This is a genomic window from Ramlibacter tataouinensis (assembly GCF_001580455.1).
GTDB lineage: Bacteria > Pseudomonadota > Gammaproteobacteria > Burkholderiales > Burkholderiaceae_C > Ramlibacter > Ramlibacter tataouinensis_B.
Window position 1 is genome coordinate 2,137,505 of the sequence record NZ_CP010951.1, and the last position, 16,881, is coordinate 2,154,385.

Genomic DNA, 16,881 nt, shown 5'->3' on the forward strand with positions numbered 1-16,881 from the left:
GACCCATCCCCCAGAAGGAGATCCATGTCTTCCGTCCTCGACACACCCGCCGCGACCCTCCAGAAGATTGCCGCCGAACCGGCCGAACTCACGGACGGTTTTCATCTCGTCATTGATGCGCTGAAGCTCAATGGCATCGACACCATCTACGGCCTGCCCGGCATCCCGATCACCGACCTGACGCGGATGGCGCAGGCCGAGGGGATGCGTGTCATCGCCTTCCGCCACGAACAGAACGCGGGCAACGCCGCGGCCGCGGCCGGCTTCCTGACGCAAAAGCCCGGCATCTGCCTCACGGTGTCGGCGCCCGGCTTCCTCAATGGCCTGACGGCCCTGGCCAACGCCACCGTCAACTGCTTCCCGATGATCCTGATCAGCGGCTCGAGCGAGCGCGAGATCGTCGACCTGGCGCAGGGCGACTATGAGGAAATGGACCAGCTCAACGTCGCCAAGCCGTTCTGCAAGGCCGCCTTCCGCATCACCTACGCGCACGACATCGGCATCGGCATCGCACGGGCGATCCGCGCCGCCGTGTCCGGCCGCCCGGGCGGCGTCTACCTCGACCTGCCGGCCAAGCTGTTCTCGCAGACCATGGAAGCGCTGGCCGGCAGGAACTCGCTGGTCAAGGTGGTCGACCCCGCGCCGCGCCAGCTGCCCGCGCCCGACACCGTGAAGCGCGCGCTCGACGTGATCAAGGGCGCCAAGCGCCCGCTGATCCTGCTCGGCAAGGGCGCTGCCTATGCGCAGGCCGACGCCGAGATCCGCGCCTTCGTCGAGAAATCCGGCATTCCCTACCTGCCGATGTCGATGGCCAAGGGCCTGCTGCCCGACACCCATCCGCAGTCGGCGGCCGCCGCACGCTCCTACGTGCTGCAGGAGGCCGACGTGGTGGTGCTGGTCGGCGCGCGCCTGAACTGGCTGCTGTCGCACGGCAAGGGCAAGACCTGGGGGGCCGACAAGGGCCCGAAGAAGTTCGTGCAGATCGACATCGCGGCCACCGAGATGGACAGCAACGTGCCGATCGACGCACCGCTGGTGGGCGACATCGGCTCCTGCGTGTCGGCCCTGGTCGCCGGCATCGGCGCGGGCTGGGCCAAGCCGCCGGCCGACTGGCTGGCCACGATCGCCGAACGAAAGGACAAGAACCTGTCGAAGATGGCCGCGCAGCTGGCGCAGAGCCCGTCGCCGATGAACTTCCACAGCGCGCTCGGCGCGATCCGCGAGATCGTCAAGCAGAACCCGGACGCCATGGTGGTGAACGAAGGCGCCAACACGCTGGACTTCGCGCGCAGCATCGTCGACATGTACCAGCCGCGCAAACGCCTGGACTGCGGCACCTGGGGCATCATGGGCATCGGCATGGGCTTCGCCGTCGCCGCCGCCGTCGAGACGGGCAAGCCGGTGATCGCGATCGAAGGCGACAGCGCCTTCGGCTTCTCCGGCATGGAGGTGGAAACGATCTGCCGCTACAACCTGCCGGTCTGCATCGTCGTGTTCAACAACAACGGCGTCTACAAGGGCACCGACAAGAACCCCAGCGGCACCGCCGACCCGGCGCCCACCGTGTTCGTCAAGGACTCGCGCTACGACCTGATGATGGAGGCCTTCGGCGGCAAGGGCGTCACCGCCCGCACGCCGCAGGAGCTCACCCGCGCGATGGAGGAGGCGATCGCCAGTGGCCGCCCGACCCTCATCAACGCCGTCATCGACGAGACCGCCGGCACCGAAAGCGGACGCATCACGAACCTCAATCCCGCCAAGGCGGCGACCAAGAAGTAAGCCAAGAACGACAAGCGCAGGGACAAGCGACCAGAAAAAGAGGAAAGCGCCCGGAACGCAAGGTTCTGGGCGCTTTTTCCATATTCATAACAGAGCTGGAGTCACTACCTCATGGAAATGCTGCAAACGCCCGACTTCTGGATCGGGCTGGTCAAGATCATCTGGATCAACATCATCTTGTCGGGCGACAACGCCGTGGTGATCGCCATGGCGGCGCGCTCGCTGCCGCCGCACCAACAGCGCCAGGCCGTCCTCTGGGGCTCGGGCGCTGCCGTGGTCATGCGCATCGTGCTCACGGTGGTGGCGGTCCAGCTGCTGGCGCTGCCCTACCTGCAGATCGTCGGCGGCCTGCTGCTGCTGTGGATCGGGGTGCAACTGCTGGGTGAGGAGGACGACGACGATGAGGGCGAGGCCAAGAGCTACGGCTCGCTCAGCGCCGCCGTGCGCACCATCCTGATCGCCGACCTGGTGATGAGCCTGGACAACGTGATCGCGGTGGCCGCCGCGGCCCAGGGCAGCACCACGCTGCTCATCATCGGCCTGGCGATCAGCATCCCGCTGGTGATCTTCGGCAGCACGCTGATGATCAAGCTGATGGAGCGCTTCCCGGTCATCGTCGTGCTGGGTGCCGCCCTGATCGGCTGGGTGGGCGGCGAAACCATCGTCAGCGACGCCATCCTGAAAGACTACGCCACGGCCAACGGCTGGCTGCACTATGCCGGCGCGGTGGCTGGGGCCGTGTGCGTGGTGGCGATCGGGAAGATGCTGAAGGCGCGTGCCCATGCCGCCCGCGCCGGGTTGCAGCAGAAGTTCTCGACGAAATCGCTGTGATCTCCCGTGGTCACCGTCGTGGATAAGGCTGCCTGATCCACGACAAAGGGCCAAGGGTTTACCCTAGTAAAATGACTCCCAGTTCATCCATTGACTGGGAGTCATCTTGCATACGTTCCATGCCCTGTACGAAGCCGCCCGATCGCCGCGCACGCGCCGCGTGCTCGACCGGCTGGCGCGGGAAGCTTCGGCCCTGATCGCCGCACTGCTGCGCCCCGGCAAGCTCGTCGCCGAGGTCGAGGCCATGCGCAAGCTGCACGTCGAGGCCAGCCGCATCGAAGCGACGCGGCCTGCGCGCGCGGCCGTGCTGCGCCACCAGGCTGCCAGGGTCGGGCTGAGCTGATCCCAAACGCCGTCCACCGCGACGGCGTTTTCATTCTGCACCGCGCGAAGGGCGCGGGAGAGGCAACTCTCCCGCGCCCTTTCTCATTGCTGCATTGCAGCTCCCCGGCCATGGGCCGCTGCGCGATTCACGTTCTTGACAGCGGTCAACGGCCAAAAAAATGCGCCGGCACGCGATTTCGAATTCTTGACTGCGGTCAACGGCGTTTTGAAAACGTCGGCTTGACCATCTGCCCACTCCACGATGCCCGCATGTCGCGTGGTCGTTTCAATCGGAGCACTTCAGGAGACATCGCAATGAAAGCAGCAAAAATCTCGCGCGCAATCATGGCAGCGTTCGGCTTCACCCTGGCAGCCGCCTCGCCCGCCTGGGCCTGGGAACCGAGCAAGCCCGTGGAGTTCGTCGTCCCCGCCGGCACCGGCGGCGGCGCCGACCAGATGGCGCGGCTCATCCAGGGGATCATCGTCAAGCACAAGCTGATGAAGGAGTCGATGGTCGTCGTCAACAAGTCGGGCGGCGCCGGTGCGGAAGGCTTCCTCGACATCAAGAACGCCAAGGGCGACCCGCACAAGATCGTCATCACGCTGTCCAACCTGTTCACCACGCCCATGGCCACCGGTGTGCCCTTCAGCTGGAAGGACATGACGCCGGTGTCGATGATGGCGCTCGACCAGTTCGTGCTGTGGGTGAACTCCAGCACGCCGTACAAGAACGCGGGCGAGTACGTCGCCGCCGTCAAGGCCGCCGGCCCGAACAAGTTCAAGATGGGCGGCACCGGTTCCAAGCAGGAAGACCAGATCATCACCGTCGGCCTCGAGAAGGCCACCGGCACCAAGTTCATCTACGTGCCCTACAAGGGCGGCGGCGAAGTCGCGGTGCAGCTGGTGGGCAACCACATCAACTCCACGGTGAACAACCCGATCGAGGCCGTGGCCCAGTGGCGCTCCGGTTCGCTGCGGCCGCTGTGCGTGTTCGATGACGAGCGCATGCCCTACAAGGCCAAGGTCACCGACACCCAGTCCTGGAACGACATCCCCACCTGCAAGGAAGCGGGCGTGTCCACCGACTACGTGATGCTGCGCGGCATCTTCATGGCGCCCGGCGTGACGCCCGACCAGCTGAGCTACTACGTGGACCTGATGAAGAAGGTGCGCGAGACGCCCGACTGGAAGGAATACATGGAAAAGGGCGCCTTCAACACCACGGCCATGTCGGGCGCGGATTTCGGCAAGTGGCTCACCGCCGCCGAGGCCCAGCACCGCACGCTGATGACCGAAGCCGGCTTCATCGCACCCAAGCAATAACCCAGAGGCAAACCTGAAAATGGCTAATGAAGATCCGCACGGCGAGGAGGGCGCCGCCCTCGCCACCAATGCGAGTGTCGACGCCGTCGTCGCTGCCCTGCTCACCATCGTGGGCATGGTCGTCATGTTCGAGGCGCGTCGGCTCGGCGCGTCGTGGACCACCGACGGCCCGGGCCCGGGCTACTTTCCCTTCTACATCGGCGCCATCCTGACGATCGGCGGCCTGGGCATCCTGTACCAGGCGCTGCTGTCAAAGAACGCCGACAAGGGCAGCTTCGTCGACAAGGAGCAGCTGGGACGCGTGCTGTCCGTGCTGCTGCCCTCCATGGTGTACGTCGGGGCGATCATGGTGCTCGGGCAGTACGTCGCCTCGGCGATCTTCATTGCCGTCTTCATGGTGTGGCTCGGCAAGTATTCGATCGTCAAGAGCGTGCTGTTGGGCGTCATCGTCAACGCCTTCTTCTTCGCGATGTTCGAGGTCTGGTTCAAGGTGCCCCTGTTCAAGGGCGCGCTGAACCCGCTGGCCTTCCTCGGCTACTGAAGCCGCGCGCACATACCTTCCGGAGTCAAACAAAATGGAAGAACTCTCAGCCCTGTTCCAGGGATTCGCGGTGGTGCTGACGCCCATGAACATCGGCCTGATGTTCGTGGGCATCACCCTCGGCGTGCTGATCGGCGTGCTGCCCGGCCTGGGCGGCGCCAACGGCGTGGCCATCCTGCTGCCGCTGACCTTCACGATGTCGCCGACCTCGGCGATCGTGATGCTCTCCTGCATCTACTGGGGGGCGCTGTTCGGCGGCGCCATCACCTCGGTGCTGTTCAACATACCGGGCGAGCCCTGGTCGGTGGCCACCACTTTCGACGGCTATCCGCTGGCACAGAAGGGCAAGGCGGGCGAGGCGCTGACGGCGGCCTTCACCTCCTCCTTCATCGGCGCCTTCGTCGCGGTGCTGATGATCACCTTCCTCGCGCCGCTGGTCGCCAAGTTCGCGCTGAAGTTCGGTGCGCCCGAGTTCTTCTCGGTGTACCTCCTCACCTTCTGCAGCTTCGTCGGCATGGGCAAGGGCTCGCCGTTCAAGGTGCTGGTGTCCATGGCGCTGGGCTTTGCGCTGGCAGCGGTGGGCATGGACACGGTGACCGGCCAGCTTCGCCTGACCTTCGGCATCCCTGACCTGATGCGCGGCTTCGACTTCCTGATCGCGGTGATCGGCCTGTTCGGCATCGGCGAAATCCTGCAGTCGATGGAAGAAGGCCTGAGCTTCTCGGGCAAGTCCGCGCGCATCAACGCCAAGGTGGTGTGGGAGACCTGGAAGCAGCTGCCGCGCTACTGGGTGACCTCGGTGCGCAGCTCGCTGGTCGGCATGTGGATGGGCATCACCCCCGGCGGTGCCACCCCTGCGTCCTTCATGAGCTACGGGCTGGCCAAGAAGATGTCCAAGAACGGCGCGAACTTCGGCAAGGGCGAAGTCGAGGGCGTCGTGGCGCCCGAGACCGCCGCCCACGCGGCCGGCACCAGCGCGCTGCTGCCGATGCTGGCGCTGGGCATCCCGGGCTCGCCGACGGCGGCGGTGCTGCTGGGCGGCCTGCTGATCTGGGGCCTGCAGCCCGGACCGCTGCTGTTCGTCGAGCAGAAGGAGTTCGTCTGGGGCCTGATCGCCAGCATGTACCTGGGCAACCTGGCCGGCCTGTTCGTGGTGCTGTCGACGGTGCCGCTGTTCGCCTCGATCCTGCGCATCCCGTTCTCGATCATCGCGCCGGTGATCATCGTGATCTGCGCGATCGGCGCCTTCACGGTGCACAACGCGATGCTGGACATCTGGCTGATGCTGGCGTTCGGCGTGATCGGCTACGTGTTCAAGAAGCTGGACTACCCGCTGGCGCCGCTGGTGCTCGCACTGGTGCTGGGCGACAAGGCCGAGGACTCGTTCCGGCAGGCGATGCTGGTCTCGCAAGGCGACGTGATGATCATGTGGGCCAACCCGCTGGTCGGCTCGATCACCACGCTGGCCCTGCTGATGCTGGCCTGGCCGCTGATCTCGAAGCTGGTCGCCCTGGTGCGTCGCGGCGGCAGCAAGGCGGCGTTCCCCGAGGAACAGCCGGTCGACTGAGCCCCACCCAGTTTTTTTGGAAATTGACCGCGGTCAACAGCGATCCGGGAACCCGGTTCCTACCATGGGTTTCCGGCGCTGCAGGGCCGATGCATTAACAAGGAGATTTTTACCGTGAGCAAACCACTGGCGGGCATCCGCATCATCGACTTCACCCACGTGCAGGCCGGGCCGGCCTGCACCCAACTGCTGGCATGGTTCGGCGCCGACGTGATCAAGGTGGAGCGCCCCGGCGCGGGCGACGTCACGCGCTCGCAGCTGCGTGACATCCCCGACGTCGACGCGCTGTACTTCACCATGCTCAACAGCAACAAGCGCTCGATCACGCTGGACACCAAGACGCAAGACGGCAAGCGGGTGCTCGAGAAGATGATCAGCGAGTTCGACGTGCTGGTCGAGAACTTCGGCCCCGGCGCGCTGGACCGCATGGGCTTCACCTGGGAACGCATCCAGCAGCTCAATCCGAAGCTGATCCACGCGTCGGTCAAGGGCTTCAGTGAAGGCCACCACTACGAGGACCTGAAGGTCTACGAAAACGTGGCGCAGTGCGCCGGCGGCGCCGCCTCGACCACCGGCTGGTGGAAGGGCGAGAACTCCCCGCCGACCATTTCGGCGGCGGCGCTCGGCGACACCAACACCGGCATGCACCTGGCGATCGGCATCCTCACCGCGATCATCGGCCGCAACCAGACCGGCAAGGGCCAGAAGGTTGCCGTCTCGATGCAGGACGCCGTGCTGAACCTGTGCCGCGTGAAGATGCGCGACCAGCAGCGCCTGGAGAAGATCGGCTACCTCGAGGAGTACCCGCAGTACCCGCACGAGATGGAAGCCTTCGCCGACAAGGTGACGCCGCGCGGCGGCAACGCCGGCGGCGGCGGCCAGCCGGGCTGGATCCTGAAGTGCAAGGGCTGGGAAACCGACCCCAACGCCTACATCTACTTCACGGTGCAGGGCCACGCCTGGGAACCGATCTGCGACGCGCTGGGCAAGCCCGAGTGGAAGACCGACCCGGCCTACACCACGCCGCGCGCCCGCCAGCCGCACATCGACGAAATCTTCGCCACCATCGAGAATTTCATCAAGGACAAGACCAAGTTCGAGGCGGTCGACATCTTCCGCAAGTACGACATCCCGTGCGCGCCGGTGCTCAGCATGAAGGAACTGCTGCGCGACGAGTCGCTGCGCAAGAGCGGCTCGATCGTCGAAGTGCCGCACAAGACGCGCGGCAGCTACTACACGATCGGCAGCCCGATCAAGTTCTCGGACCTCAAGCCCGAAGTCACCGCCTCGCCGCTGCTCGGTGAGCACACCGACGAGGTGCTGGGCGAACTGGGCTATTCGAAGGACCAGATCGCCACCTTCCACGCCGTCGGCGTGGTCTGACCCCGGCGTCACCCGCGCCCGCGGTGCCTGCAGCTCACGCAGGCGCCGCGGGCTTTTTCTTTTGGCGCGGCGGCTCACGGCCGGCCGCCTCCCGCCCGATACTGAAGGCATGAAACGCATAGCACTTCCCTGCGGCGAGAGCGTGCCCGCCCTGGGCCAGGGCACCTGGCACGTCGGCGACGACCCGAGCCGGCGCCAGGAGGAGATCGCCACCCTCCAGCACGGCATAGCCCTGGGCCTGGCGCTGGTGGACACGGCCGAGATGTACGGTGACGGCCGCTCCGAGCAGTTGGTGGGCGAGGCCCTCGCCGGCCGGCGCGACCAGGTGTTCCTGGTCAGCAAGGTCTACCCGCACCACGCCTCGCGCCAGGCGATGCGCCGGGCCTGCGAGGCCAGCCTGCGGCGCCTGCGCGTGGAGGCGATCGACCTGTACCTGCTGCACTGGCCCGGCGCGGTGCCGCTGGCCGAGACCGTGCAGGCCTTCGAGGCGCTGCAAGGCGCCGGCAAGATCCGGCACTGGGGCATCAGCAACTTCGACCTCGAGGGCATGCAGGCGCTGTGGCGCACGCCCGGCGGCCCGGCGGCGCAGACCAACCAGGTGCTCTACCACCTGGGCGAACGCGGCATCGAATGGGACCTCCGGCCCCGGCTGGGCGAGCGCCGGCTCCCGGTCATGGCCTATTCGCCCTTCGACGAAGGGCGGCTGCTGAAGAATCGCGCGCTGGTGGCGTTCGCCCGCCGGCACGGCAGCACGCCGGCCCAGGTGGCGCTGGCCTGGCTGCTGGCGCAAGACGGCGTCATCGCCATTCCCAAGACCGGCAGCCGCGCGCGCGTCGAGGAGAACGCCGGCGCGCTGGCGCGTCCCTTGTCGGCGGCGCAGCTGGAGGAACTGGGACGGCATTTCCCCGCGCCGCAAGGGCCCACGCCGCTCTCGATGATCTGACGTCGCCCCCCTCCCAGCCTCCCCCCGGAAGGGGGAGGAGCGGGATCCCTCCTCCGGTGGGAATCGCCCCCTCCCCCTTCGGGGGAGGGCAGGGGTGGGGGCGCTGCGCGCCGATCAACCGCGCTCGAACTTGAACACCGCCGTCGAGGCGCGCACGTTCGGCAGCCGGCGCACCTCACGCCCTTCCTGCAGCCCGAAGGCGTCCAGGATCGACAGCTGGTTCTTGGTGGCCAGCACCTCGAAATCCTTGAAGGTGCCGACGCGGATGTTCGGCGTGTCGTACCACTGGTAGGGCAGCCGCTTGGTCACCGGCATGCGGCCGCGCAGGATCGCCAGGCGGTTGGGCCAGTGGGCGAAGTTCGGGAAAGCGACGATGCCGATGCGCCCCACGCGGGCGGTTTCCACCAGCATGGTCTCGGCGTTGCGCAGGTGCTGCAGCGTGTCCACCTGCAGCACCACGTCGAAGGAGCTGTCGTCGAACATCGACAGGCCCTCGTCGAGGTTGAGCTGGATGACGTCGACCCCGCGCTTGACGCAGGCCAGCACGTTGTCGTCGGCGATCTCCACGCCATAGCCGGAGCAGCCGCGCTCGCGCTGCAGGTGGTCCAGCAGCGCGCCGTCGCCGCAGCCCAGGTCCAGCACGCGCGAGCCTTCGGGCACCAGGCGGGCGATGGAGAGCATGGTCGCTCGATCGCTCATGTGGCCTCCACGACAGGGGCCGCGGGCGCCGTTGCGGCTTCGGACTGGGCGCCAGCAGCCGGCGGCGCCGCGTTCTCGGCCGCGATCCGATCGAAGTACGAGCGCACCACCCCTAGGTAGCGCGCATCCTCCAGCAGGAAGGCATCGTGCCCGTGCGGCGCGTCGATCTCGGCGTAGCTGACGTCGCGCCGGTTGTCCAGCAGCGCCTTGACGATCTCGCGGCTGCGCTGCGGGGAGAAGCGCCAGTCGGTGGTGAAGCTCACCAGCAGGAACTTGGCGCGCGCCACCGCCAGCGCCTTGGCCAGCTTGCCGTCGTGCTCGCGCGCCGGGTCGAAGTAGTCCAGCGCCCGGGTGATCAGCAGGTAGGTGTTGGCGTCGAAGTACTCGCTGAACTTGTCGCCCTGGTAGCGCAGGTAGCTCTCGATCTGGAACTCGATGTCCTGGGTGCTGTATTTGTAGGCCCCCACGCTCCTCGCTGTGCGTAGGTCGCTGCCCCCCGAGGGGGCTGCGCCGCCTTGGGACGGCCCGGCGGCGGCGCGCAGATCAATCCCATCACGCAGCTGCCGTCCGAACTTCTCGTTCATCACGTCGTCCGAGAGGTACGTGATATGGCCGATCATGCGGGCGATGCGCAGGCCGCGCTTGGGCACCACGCCGTGCGCGTAGAAGTGGCCGCCGTGGAAGTCGGGGTCGGTGACGATCGCCCGGCGTGCCACTTCATTGAAGGCGATGTTCTCGGCGGTGAGGTTGGGGGCGCTGGCCACCACCACCGCGTGCCGCACCCGCTCCGGGTGCTGCAGCGTCCAGGACAGCGCCTGCATGCCGCCGAGGCTGCCGCCCATCACCGCCGCCAGCCGGCGGATGCCCAGGGCGTCGAGCAGCCGGGCCTGGGCGTCGACCCAGTCTTCCACCGTGACCACCGGGAAGTCGGCGCCCCACACCTTGCCGGTGTCGGGATTGAGGTGCATCGGCCCGGTCGAGCCGAAGCAGGAGCCCAGGTTGTTGACGCCGATGACGAAGAAGCGGTCGGTGTCCACCGGCTTGCCCGGGCCGATCATGGTGTCCCACCAGCCTTCGGAGCCGGGCTGGTCCTCGTACACGCCGGCCACGTGGTGCGAGGCGTTCAGCGCGTGGCAGATCAGCACCGCATTGCTGCGCTCGGCGTTGAGGCTGCCGTAGGTCTCGTAGGCCAGCGAATAGCCGCGGATCGACGCGCCGCAGCGCAGCGGCAAGGGCGCGTCGAACTGCATGGCCTGGGGCTTGGCGATCAGCATAAGAAACAAAAAACCCGGCATCGCTAAACACGAGGCCGGGTTGCCGGGGCTTCGTCTTTAGCTGAACTTGTTGAGCGCCCGCAAGCGGAAGCAAATCGGCGCTATGGGCGGCAGTATATCAATCCGCCGTCACGCCGTCAGGAACGCACCGGCCCCGAGCGCGGCGAAGATCACCGCCGACACCAGGTGCACCAGCCGGATCGGCACGCGCCGCGTGACCCGCTCGCCGAACCACACCACCGGCACGTTGGCGATCATCATGCCCAGCGTGGTGCCCAGCACCACCGGCGCCCACACCGAGTAGCGCGCCGCCAGCATCACCGTGGCGATCTGCGTCTTGTCGCCCATCTCGGCCAGGAAGAACGCCAGCAGCGTGGTGCCGAACACGCCGAAGCGCGGCGCCTTGGCGTCGCCATCCTCGTCGAGCTTGTCGGGAATCATCATCCAGCCCGCCATCAGGAGGAAGGAAGCGCCCAGCACCCAGCGCAGCACCTGCGGCCCGAGCACGCTGGTGACCCAGGCGCCGGCGGCACCCGCCAGCGCGTGGTTGGCCAGGGTGGCGGCCAGGATGCCCAGCACGATCGGCCAGGGCTTGCGGAACCGGGCGGCCAGCACCAGCGACAGCAGCTGCGTCTTGTCGCCCATTTCGGCCAGGGCGACGATGCCGGTGGAGACGAGGAAAGCTTCCATGGAAAAGAGGGTTCCGGGCCGGCGATCGAGTACGCATTGACTGCGCCGCTCCCCCGGCCAAAAACGGAAGCGGCACAGTCAAAGGTCTCGCCAAGCGGGTCCACGGGTGTGGACGATGCCCCTGCGCCATGGGCAGCGATGCCCAAGTCTGTTGACGCGAAAGCCCTCTCGAATGAAGGGAGGCTACTCCCCAATGACTGCCTCGATTGTAGCCGACGCTCCGCCCTCGCACAGTTCTGGCGCAGTTATTGCTTCGTTGTGGTGCGAGTGCGGCGCAAAGGGTGCGCACGCACCAAGACAACACAGTCAATCTCCAAAGAGGGGCGAATGGAAGCACTAAAGCAGGGATCGGACGCCCTGTTCATTCTCCTGGGCGGCATCATGGTGCTGGCGATGCATGCCGGCTTTGCCTTCCTGGAACTCGGCACCGTGCGCAAGAAGAACCAGGTCAACGCGCTGGTCAAGATCCTGGCGGACTTCTCGGTGTCCACGGTGGCCTACTTCCTGGTCGGCTACCTGATCGCCTACGGCACCAGCTTCTTCGTCAGCGGCGAACAGCTTGCCGCGCGCAACGGCTACGACCTGGTCAAGTTCTTCTTCCTGCTCACGTTCGCCGCGGCCATCCCCGCGATCATCTCCGGCGGCATCGCCGAGCGCGCGCGCTTCGGCCCGCAGCTGGTGGCCACCGCCGTCGTGGTGGGCGTGATCTATCCGCTGTTCGAAAGCGTGGCCTGGAACCAGGCCTTCGGCGTGCAGGCCTGGCTCAAGTCCGCGACCGGGGCCGAGTTCCACGATTTCGCCGGCTCGGTGGTGGTCCATGCGATGGGCGGCTGGCTCGCGCTGCCGGCGGTGCTGCTGCTGGGCGCACGCAGCAACCGCTATCGCAAGGACGGCGCCATCTCGGCGCATCCGCCTTCCAACATCCCGTTCCTCGCGCTGGGCGCGTGGATCCTCACCGTGGGATGGTTCGGCTTCAACGTGATGAGCGCGCAGACCATCGACAAGATCTCGGGACTGGTCGCGGTCAATTCGCTGATGGCCATGGTCGGCGGCACGCTGGCCGCGCTGGCGCTGGGCAGGAACGACCCGGGCTTCGTTCACAACGGGCCGCTGGCCGGGCTGGTGGCGGTGTGCGCGGGCTCGGACCTGATGCATCCGGTCGGCGCCCTGGCCGTGGGCGCGATCGCCGGTGCGATCTTCGTCTTCATGTTCACCCTGACGCAGAACCGCTGGAAGATCGACGACGTACTGGGCGTGTGGCCGCTGCACGGGCTGTGCGGCGCCTGGGGCGGCATCGCCGCCGGCATCTTCGGCGCGCGCGCCCTCGGCGGCCTGGGCGGCGTCAGCCTGGGCGCACAGGTGATCGGCACCCTGATCGGCGTGGCCTGGGCGCTGGCCGGCGGCTTCGCCGTCTACGGCGCGCTCAAGGCGTCCTGCGGGCTGCGCCTGTCGGCCGAGGAGGAGCACGAGGGCGCGGACCTGGCCATCCACCGGATCGGCGCGACCCCCGAACGCGAGGCGAATTGGTAGGACTTTCTTGATGAGTTAAGCCGAAAAAATGCGCCCGGATGAGCGCCGGAGCGGCCACGGAAGCCGTTCACTTTCGGGCACCGGCTTGTTGTGCATCCGCAAAATGCGGCAAATCAGCCACAACTCACTTGTGCGCGAGGCACGGTTAAGGGTTTACGACGCTACCCGACAGTCCCTTCCGCGTGCACGGATGTCAAATTCCTGTTCATAATGGAAAAGCGTGCCAGCAGCAGGCACCAAGGATTGCGGTGAATAGGTCAGTTTTCGCGTCGCTCGAGATTCCAGTGAAATGCGTTTTCGGGACTCCATCGCTCAAGTCATCGTCATTTCAGGAGTCCCTCGATGGGCAATAAACTTTACGTCGGCAACCTGCCTTACTCCGTTCGCGACAGCGATCTGGAGCAGGCGTTCGGCCAGTTCGGCTCCGTCACCAGCGCCAAGGTGATGATGGAGCGCGACACCGGCCGCTCCAAGGGTTTCGGCTTTGTGGAAATGGGCAGCGACGCGGAAGCGCAAGCGGCCATCAACGGCATGAACGGCCAGTCCCTCGGCGGCCGCAGCGTCGTCGTGAATGAAGCGCGCCCGATGGAATCGCGCCCGCGCAGCGGCGGCTACGGCGGCGGCGGTGGTGGCGGCGGCTACGGCGGCGGCGGTGGTGGTGGTGGCGGCTACGGCGGCGGCGGTGGCCGTCGTGAAGGCGGCGGCGGTGGCGGCGGCTACGGCGGTCGTGGCGGCGGCGACGGCGGCTTCCGCAGCCCCTATGGCTCCGGCCCGCGCGGCGGTGGCGGCGGTGGCAACCGCGGCGGCTACTAAGCCCTGCGCCCTTTAGCGCGAATGACAAGGCCCTCGGATCGAGGGCCTTTTTCATTGCGCGTAGTGTCCTGTGGGACAGGACACTAAGCCGCCGTCTGCCGGTGCTTGCGCGGCCGGTTGGCCAGCAGGCGGTCGTACACCGCGTTGGGCAGCAGGCGCAGCAGCTTGGCGACCACGCCCATCTGCCAGGGAATGACGCGATAGCTCGCGCCCGCCTCGATGGCCTGGAACGCGCGTTCGGCGAATTCCTCCGGCTGCAGCAGGAAGGGCATGGCGTAGCGGTTCGATCGGGTCAGCGGCGTGTCGACGTAGCCGGGGCTGATCGTCACCACCTTCACGCCGGCCGGGCGCAGCTCGCCGCGCAGGCTCTCGCAGTAGCTCACCACCGCGGCCTTGCTGGCGCAGTACGCGCCGTGCCCCGGCAGCCCGCGGATCGCCGCCACGCTGCCGATGCCCACCAGCGCGCCCGAGCCGCGCTGCACCATCGCCGCGATGAAGGGATGGAAGGTCGCAGCCAGGCCGGTGTTGTTGATGGCGAAGGTGCGGGCCATGACGTCCAGGTCCTCGCGGATGGCCGTGTCCATCCCGATGCTGATACCGGCATTGGCGATGATCGCATCGGGCACGCCCTGGCGCGCGATGCAGTCGCGGCCGGCGGCGACGATGCTGTGCGGGTCCGCGACATCGGCCCCGTACACCGCGAAGCGGCCGGCCTCCAGTCCCCGGGCCTGCGCCCACTGCTCGATCTCGCCGGTGCGCCGCGCCACCAGCGCCAGCCGCCAGCCGGCCTGGTAGTAGCGCCAGGCGAGCGCCTGGCCGATGCCGCTGGACGCCCCGGTGATGAAGACCAGTTTGTCCATGGGCGACTCAGGGCTGCTGGGCGTTGCGCGGCGTGATGACGCCGCGGACCCGCCCCTTCAACTCCAGCACCTGGTCGGTGTGGTCGTAGTCCAGGCCGTCCGAGGTGAAGTGGTCGTCGCCGCGAATCAGTTCCACCGGCTTGTTCGACTTCACCTTCTCGGCATCGAGGAAGGCATGCAGGAATTCGCCGCGGATCTCCAGGCGGGCGCGCTGCTCGCCGCCGGCGCCGGTGCCCGGCTCGCGCCGGACGACCGCCGAGCCCACCAGTTGCACCTCCGAGCCGTCGGCGTTGCTGATGGCCAGGCGCGCGCTGGCCACCGTGAGCTCGCCGCGCGCGCTGAACGAGCGGATGCGCGGCTGGTCGATCTCCAGCGTGTCGGTGTCCGGATAGTGCCGGCCTTCGGTGCCGTGGATCTCGCTTTTCAGGCGGCCGTTCATGTCGAAGGTCCGCACCGAGAAGCGGCGCATGAAGTTGTCCGGCTCGTGCGTGGGCGCCGCCGGGGTCGGCACGTCGGCCAGCGTCGGGGCGTTGCGCACCAGCCAGTAGCTCCCCAGTGCGATCGCGCCCATGAGGATCGCCGGCAGGTACACCGCGATGCGGTCCCAGCCGGCACGAATCAGCTTGCCCGGGGAAGGGCGTCCCGCCGCGGCCACGGTGCTCACCGCGCAATCCGCTTCACGCGTAGGCCTCCAGCAAGGCGGCATAGCGCCCGCCGGCCACCAGCAGCAAGTCGCAGAACTCGCGCGCCGCGCCGTGGCCGCCGCCCGCCTGCGTGACATAGCGCGCGGCGGCCTTGACCTCGGCATGCGCGTTGGCCGGGGCGCAGGCGAAGGCGCAGCGGCGCAGCACCGGCAGGTCGGGCCAGTCGTCGCCCATGCCCGCGGCCTGCGTCCAGTCCAGGCCGAGCTGCGTCAGCGACTGCTCGGCGGCCGCCAGCTTGGCCTCGGTGCCGAAATGCGCGTGCGTCACGCCCAGCGCCTTCAGGCGCGCGCGCAGGGCCGGCGAATCGCGCCCGGTGATCACCACCGGGGTAATGCCGGCCTGCTGGATCAGCTTGAGGCCCAGGCCGTCGAGGATGTGGAACCGTTTCAGCGGCTCGCCCTGGTCCGACAGGTACAGCCCGCCGTCGGTGAGCACGCCGTCCACGTCGAAGAAGGCCAGCCGCACGCCCTGGGCGGCCAGCAGCAGTTCGGGCGCGAATTGCAGGGCGGGGGTCATCGACGAACGTGATCAGAACCCACGCCAATCCAGGCGCGCGACGACGCCAAGGCTGGACGCCTTGGCTAGGAATGCAACAACGAGTGGCGCGGTCATGGTCACGTTCAAATGACCTTGGCGCGCATCAGGTCGTTGCTGTTGACTGCGCCGCACAGGCGGCCGTCGCCGTCGACCACCAGCACGCTGGTGATGCGGTGCTGCTCCATCAGCTGGGCGGCCTCGACTGCCAGCGCGTCGGGGTGGATGGTCCGCGGCTGGGTATGCATCACGTCGGCGGCGGTGCTGGTGCGCAGGTCCGCGCCCTTCTCGATCAGGCGGCGCAGGTCGCCGTCGGTGAAGATGCCCAGCACCTTGCCCTGCGCATCGACGATCGCCGACGCGCCCAGGCCCTTGGCGCTCATCTCGCGCATCAGGTCGGTGAAGGAGGTATCGGGCGACACCTGCGGCACCGCCTCGCCGGTGCGCATGACGTCGCTCAGGTGGGTCAGCAGCTTGCGCCCGAGCGAGCCGCCCGGGTGCGAGCGGGCGAAGTCCTCGCTGCGGAAGCCGCGAGCGTCCAGCAGGGCGACGGCCAGCGCGTCGCCGAGCGCGAGCTGGGCCGTGGTGCTGGCGGTGGGCGCCAGCTGCAGCGGGCAGGCCTCCTTCTCGACGCCGCTGTCGAGCACGATGTCGGCATGGCTCGCCAGGGTCGACCCGGGCTTGCCGGTCATCGCGATCAGGGTCGAACCCTGCCGCTTGATCACCGGCAGCAGCGAGGTCACCTCGTCGACCTCGCCGCTGTTGGAGACGGCCAGCACCAGGTCGATCGGCTTGATCATGCCGAGGTCGCCGTGGCTGGCCTCGGCCGGGTGGACGAACATCGCCGGGGTGCCGGTGGAAGCCAGGGTGGCGGCGATCTTGCGGGCGATGTGGCCGCTCTTGCCGATGCCCATGACCACCACCCGCCCGCGCACGGCGAGCATCTTCTCGACCGCCCGGGCGAAGGCCTCGCCGGTGCGCTGCTTCAGGCCCTGCACCGCGGCGGCCTCGATGTCGAAGGTTTCCTGGGCGAGCCGCAGTGCCCGCTCGCGGTCCAATGTCATGGCGTTGGATTCTATAGAGCCT

General features: G+C 67.6%; 17 protein-coding genes and 1 riboswitch. Of the genes, 10 read left to right on the top strand and 7 right to left on the bottom strand.

Translation table 11 applies throughout. The features are described from left to right. Positions 1 to 24: 24 nt before the first annotated feature. From oxc to UC35_RS10350, 8 genes are all read left to right on the top strand, one after another. Complete coding sequence (gene oxc, locus UC35_RS10315) at positions 25 to 1,779, top strand: oxalyl-CoA decarboxylase (protein ID WP_061498921.1); 1,755 nt, start codon at positions 25 to 27, stop codon at positions 1,777 to 1,779. A gap of 111 nt (positions 1,780 to 1,890) precedes the next feature. After that, a complete protein-coding gene (locus tag UC35_RS10320) occupies positions 1,891 to 2,610 on the top strand; it encodes a TerC family protein (protein ID WP_061498924.1) in 720 nt (239 codons plus the stop codon). Positions 2,611 to 2,716: 106 nt separating this feature from the next. Next, positions 2,717 to 2,953, top strand: coding sequence for a hypothetical protein (locus tag UC35_RS10325; RefSeq protein ID WP_061498927.1), 237 nt, complete (start codon positions 2,717 to 2,719; stop codon positions 2,951 to 2,953). A gap of 296 nt (positions 2,954 to 3,249) precedes the next feature. After that, positions 3,250 to 4,257 carry a Bug family tripartite tricarboxylate transporter substrate binding protein gene (locus UC35_RS10330; RefSeq protein WP_061498929.1) on the top strand — a complete coding sequence of 336 codons (1,008 nt, stop codon included), beginning with the start codon at positions 3,250 to 3,252 and terminating at the stop codon, positions 4,255 to 4,257. Between the two features lie 19 nt (positions 4,258 to 4,276). Continuing rightward, positions 4,277 to 4,798 carry a tripartite tricarboxylate transporter TctB family protein gene (locus UC35_RS10335; RefSeq protein ID WP_061498932.1) on the top strand — a complete coding sequence of 174 codons (522 nt, stop codon included), beginning with the start codon at positions 4,277 to 4,279 and terminating at the stop codon, positions 4,796 to 4,798. A gap of 34 nt (positions 4,799 to 4,832) precedes the next feature. Then, positions 4,833 to 6,365 (top strand): tripartite tricarboxylate transporter permease, encoded by a 1,533-nt coding sequence (locus tag UC35_RS10340; RefSeq protein ID WP_061498935.1) that lies wholly within the window; start codon positions 4,833 to 4,835, stop codon positions 6,363 to 6,365. Between the two features lie 114 nt (positions 6,366 to 6,479). Beyond that, positions 6,480 to 7,748: a formyl-CoA transferase gene (frc, locus tag UC35_RS10345; protein ID WP_061498938.1), complete on the top strand. Its 1,269-nt coding sequence runs from the start codon at positions 6,480 to 6,482 to the stop codon at positions 7,746 to 7,748. Positions 7,749 to 7,857: 109 nt separating this feature from the next. Then, positions 7,858 to 8,691 carry an aldo/keto reductase gene (locus UC35_RS10350; RefSeq protein ID WP_061498941.1) on the top strand — a complete coding sequence of 278 codons (834 nt, stop codon included), beginning with the start codon at positions 7,858 to 7,860 and terminating at the stop codon, positions 8,689 to 8,691. A 114-nt stretch (positions 8,692 to 8,805) separates the two neighbouring features. Here UC35_RS10350 and metW read toward each other — a convergent pair whose 3' ends face one another. The 3 genes from metW to UC35_RS10365 all read right to left on the bottom strand — a co-directional run bounded on the left by metW (position 8,806) and on the right by UC35_RS10365 (position 11,354). Next, positions 8,806 to 9,390 carry a methionine biosynthesis protein MetW gene (gene metW / locus UC35_RS10355; RefSeq protein ID WP_061498943.1) on the bottom strand — a complete coding sequence of 195 codons (585 nt, stop codon included), beginning with the start codon at positions 9,388 to 9,390 and terminating at the stop codon, positions 8,806 to 8,808. Beyond that, on the bottom strand, positions 9,387 to 10,664 hold the full coding sequence (metX, locus tag UC35_RS10360; RefSeq protein ID WP_082793011.1) for a homoserine O-acetyltransferase MetX: 1,278 nt from the start codon (positions 10,662 to 10,664) through the stop codon (positions 9,387 to 9,389). The genes metW and metX overlap by 4 nt, the downstream gene beginning before the upstream one ends. Positions 10,665 to 10,793: 129 nt before the next feature. Further along, positions 10,794 to 11,354, bottom strand: coding sequence for a TMEM165/GDT1 family protein (locus UC35_RS10365; protein ID WP_061498946.1), 561 nt, complete (start codon positions 11,352 to 11,354; stop codon positions 10,794 to 10,796). Positions 11,355 to 11,393: 39 nt separating this feature from the next. Further along, a riboswitch (yybP-ykoY riboswitch) is annotated at positions 11,394 to 11,563 on the bottom strand. Between the two features lie 118 nt (positions 11,564 to 11,681). Here UC35_RS10365 and UC35_RS10370 point away from each other — a divergent pair. Both UC35_RS10370 and UC35_RS10375 read left to right on the top strand, forming a co-directional pair. Next, the gene (locus UC35_RS10370) at positions 11,682 to 12,884 is read left to right on the top strand and encodes an ammonium transporter (RefSeq protein WP_061498949.1); all 1,203 of its coding nucleotides are present in this window, start codon (positions 11,682 to 11,684) and stop codon (positions 12,882 to 12,884) included. Positions 12,885 to 13,226: 342 nt separating this feature from the next. Further along, positions 13,227 to 13,697 (top strand): RNA recognition motif domain-containing protein, encoded by a 471-nt coding sequence (locus UC35_RS10375; protein ID WP_061498953.1) that lies wholly within the window; start codon positions 13,227 to 13,229, stop codon positions 13,695 to 13,697. 83 nt (positions 13,698 to 13,780) lie between these two features. Here UC35_RS10375 and UC35_RS10380 read toward each other — a convergent pair whose 3' ends face one another. From UC35_RS10380 to UC35_RS10395, 4 genes are all read right to left on the bottom strand, one after another. Further along, on the bottom strand, positions 13,781 to 14,557 hold the full coding sequence (locus UC35_RS10380; RefSeq protein ID WP_061498956.1) for an SDR family oxidoreductase: 777 nt from the start codon (positions 14,555 to 14,557) through the stop codon (positions 13,781 to 13,783). A 7-nt stretch (positions 14,558 to 14,564) separates the two neighbouring features. Then, positions 14,565 to 15,221, bottom strand: a complete 657-nt coding sequence (gene lptC / locus UC35_RS10385) for an LPS export ABC transporter periplasmic protein LptC (protein WP_227820522.1) — start codon at positions 15,219 to 15,221, stop codon at positions 14,565 to 14,567. A 13-nt stretch (positions 15,222 to 15,234) separates the two neighbouring features. Continuing rightward, positions 15,235 to 15,777, bottom strand: coding sequence for a KdsC family phosphatase (locus UC35_RS10390; RefSeq protein ID WP_061498961.1), 543 nt, complete (start codon positions 15,775 to 15,777; stop codon positions 15,235 to 15,237). A gap of 104 nt (positions 15,778 to 15,881) precedes the next feature. Beyond that, positions 15,882 to 16,859, bottom strand: a complete 978-nt coding sequence (locus UC35_RS10395; protein WP_061498965.1) for a KpsF/GutQ family sugar-phosphate isomerase — start codon at positions 16,857 to 16,859, stop codon at positions 15,882 to 15,884. Positions 16,860 to 16,881: the final 22 nt, after the last annotated feature.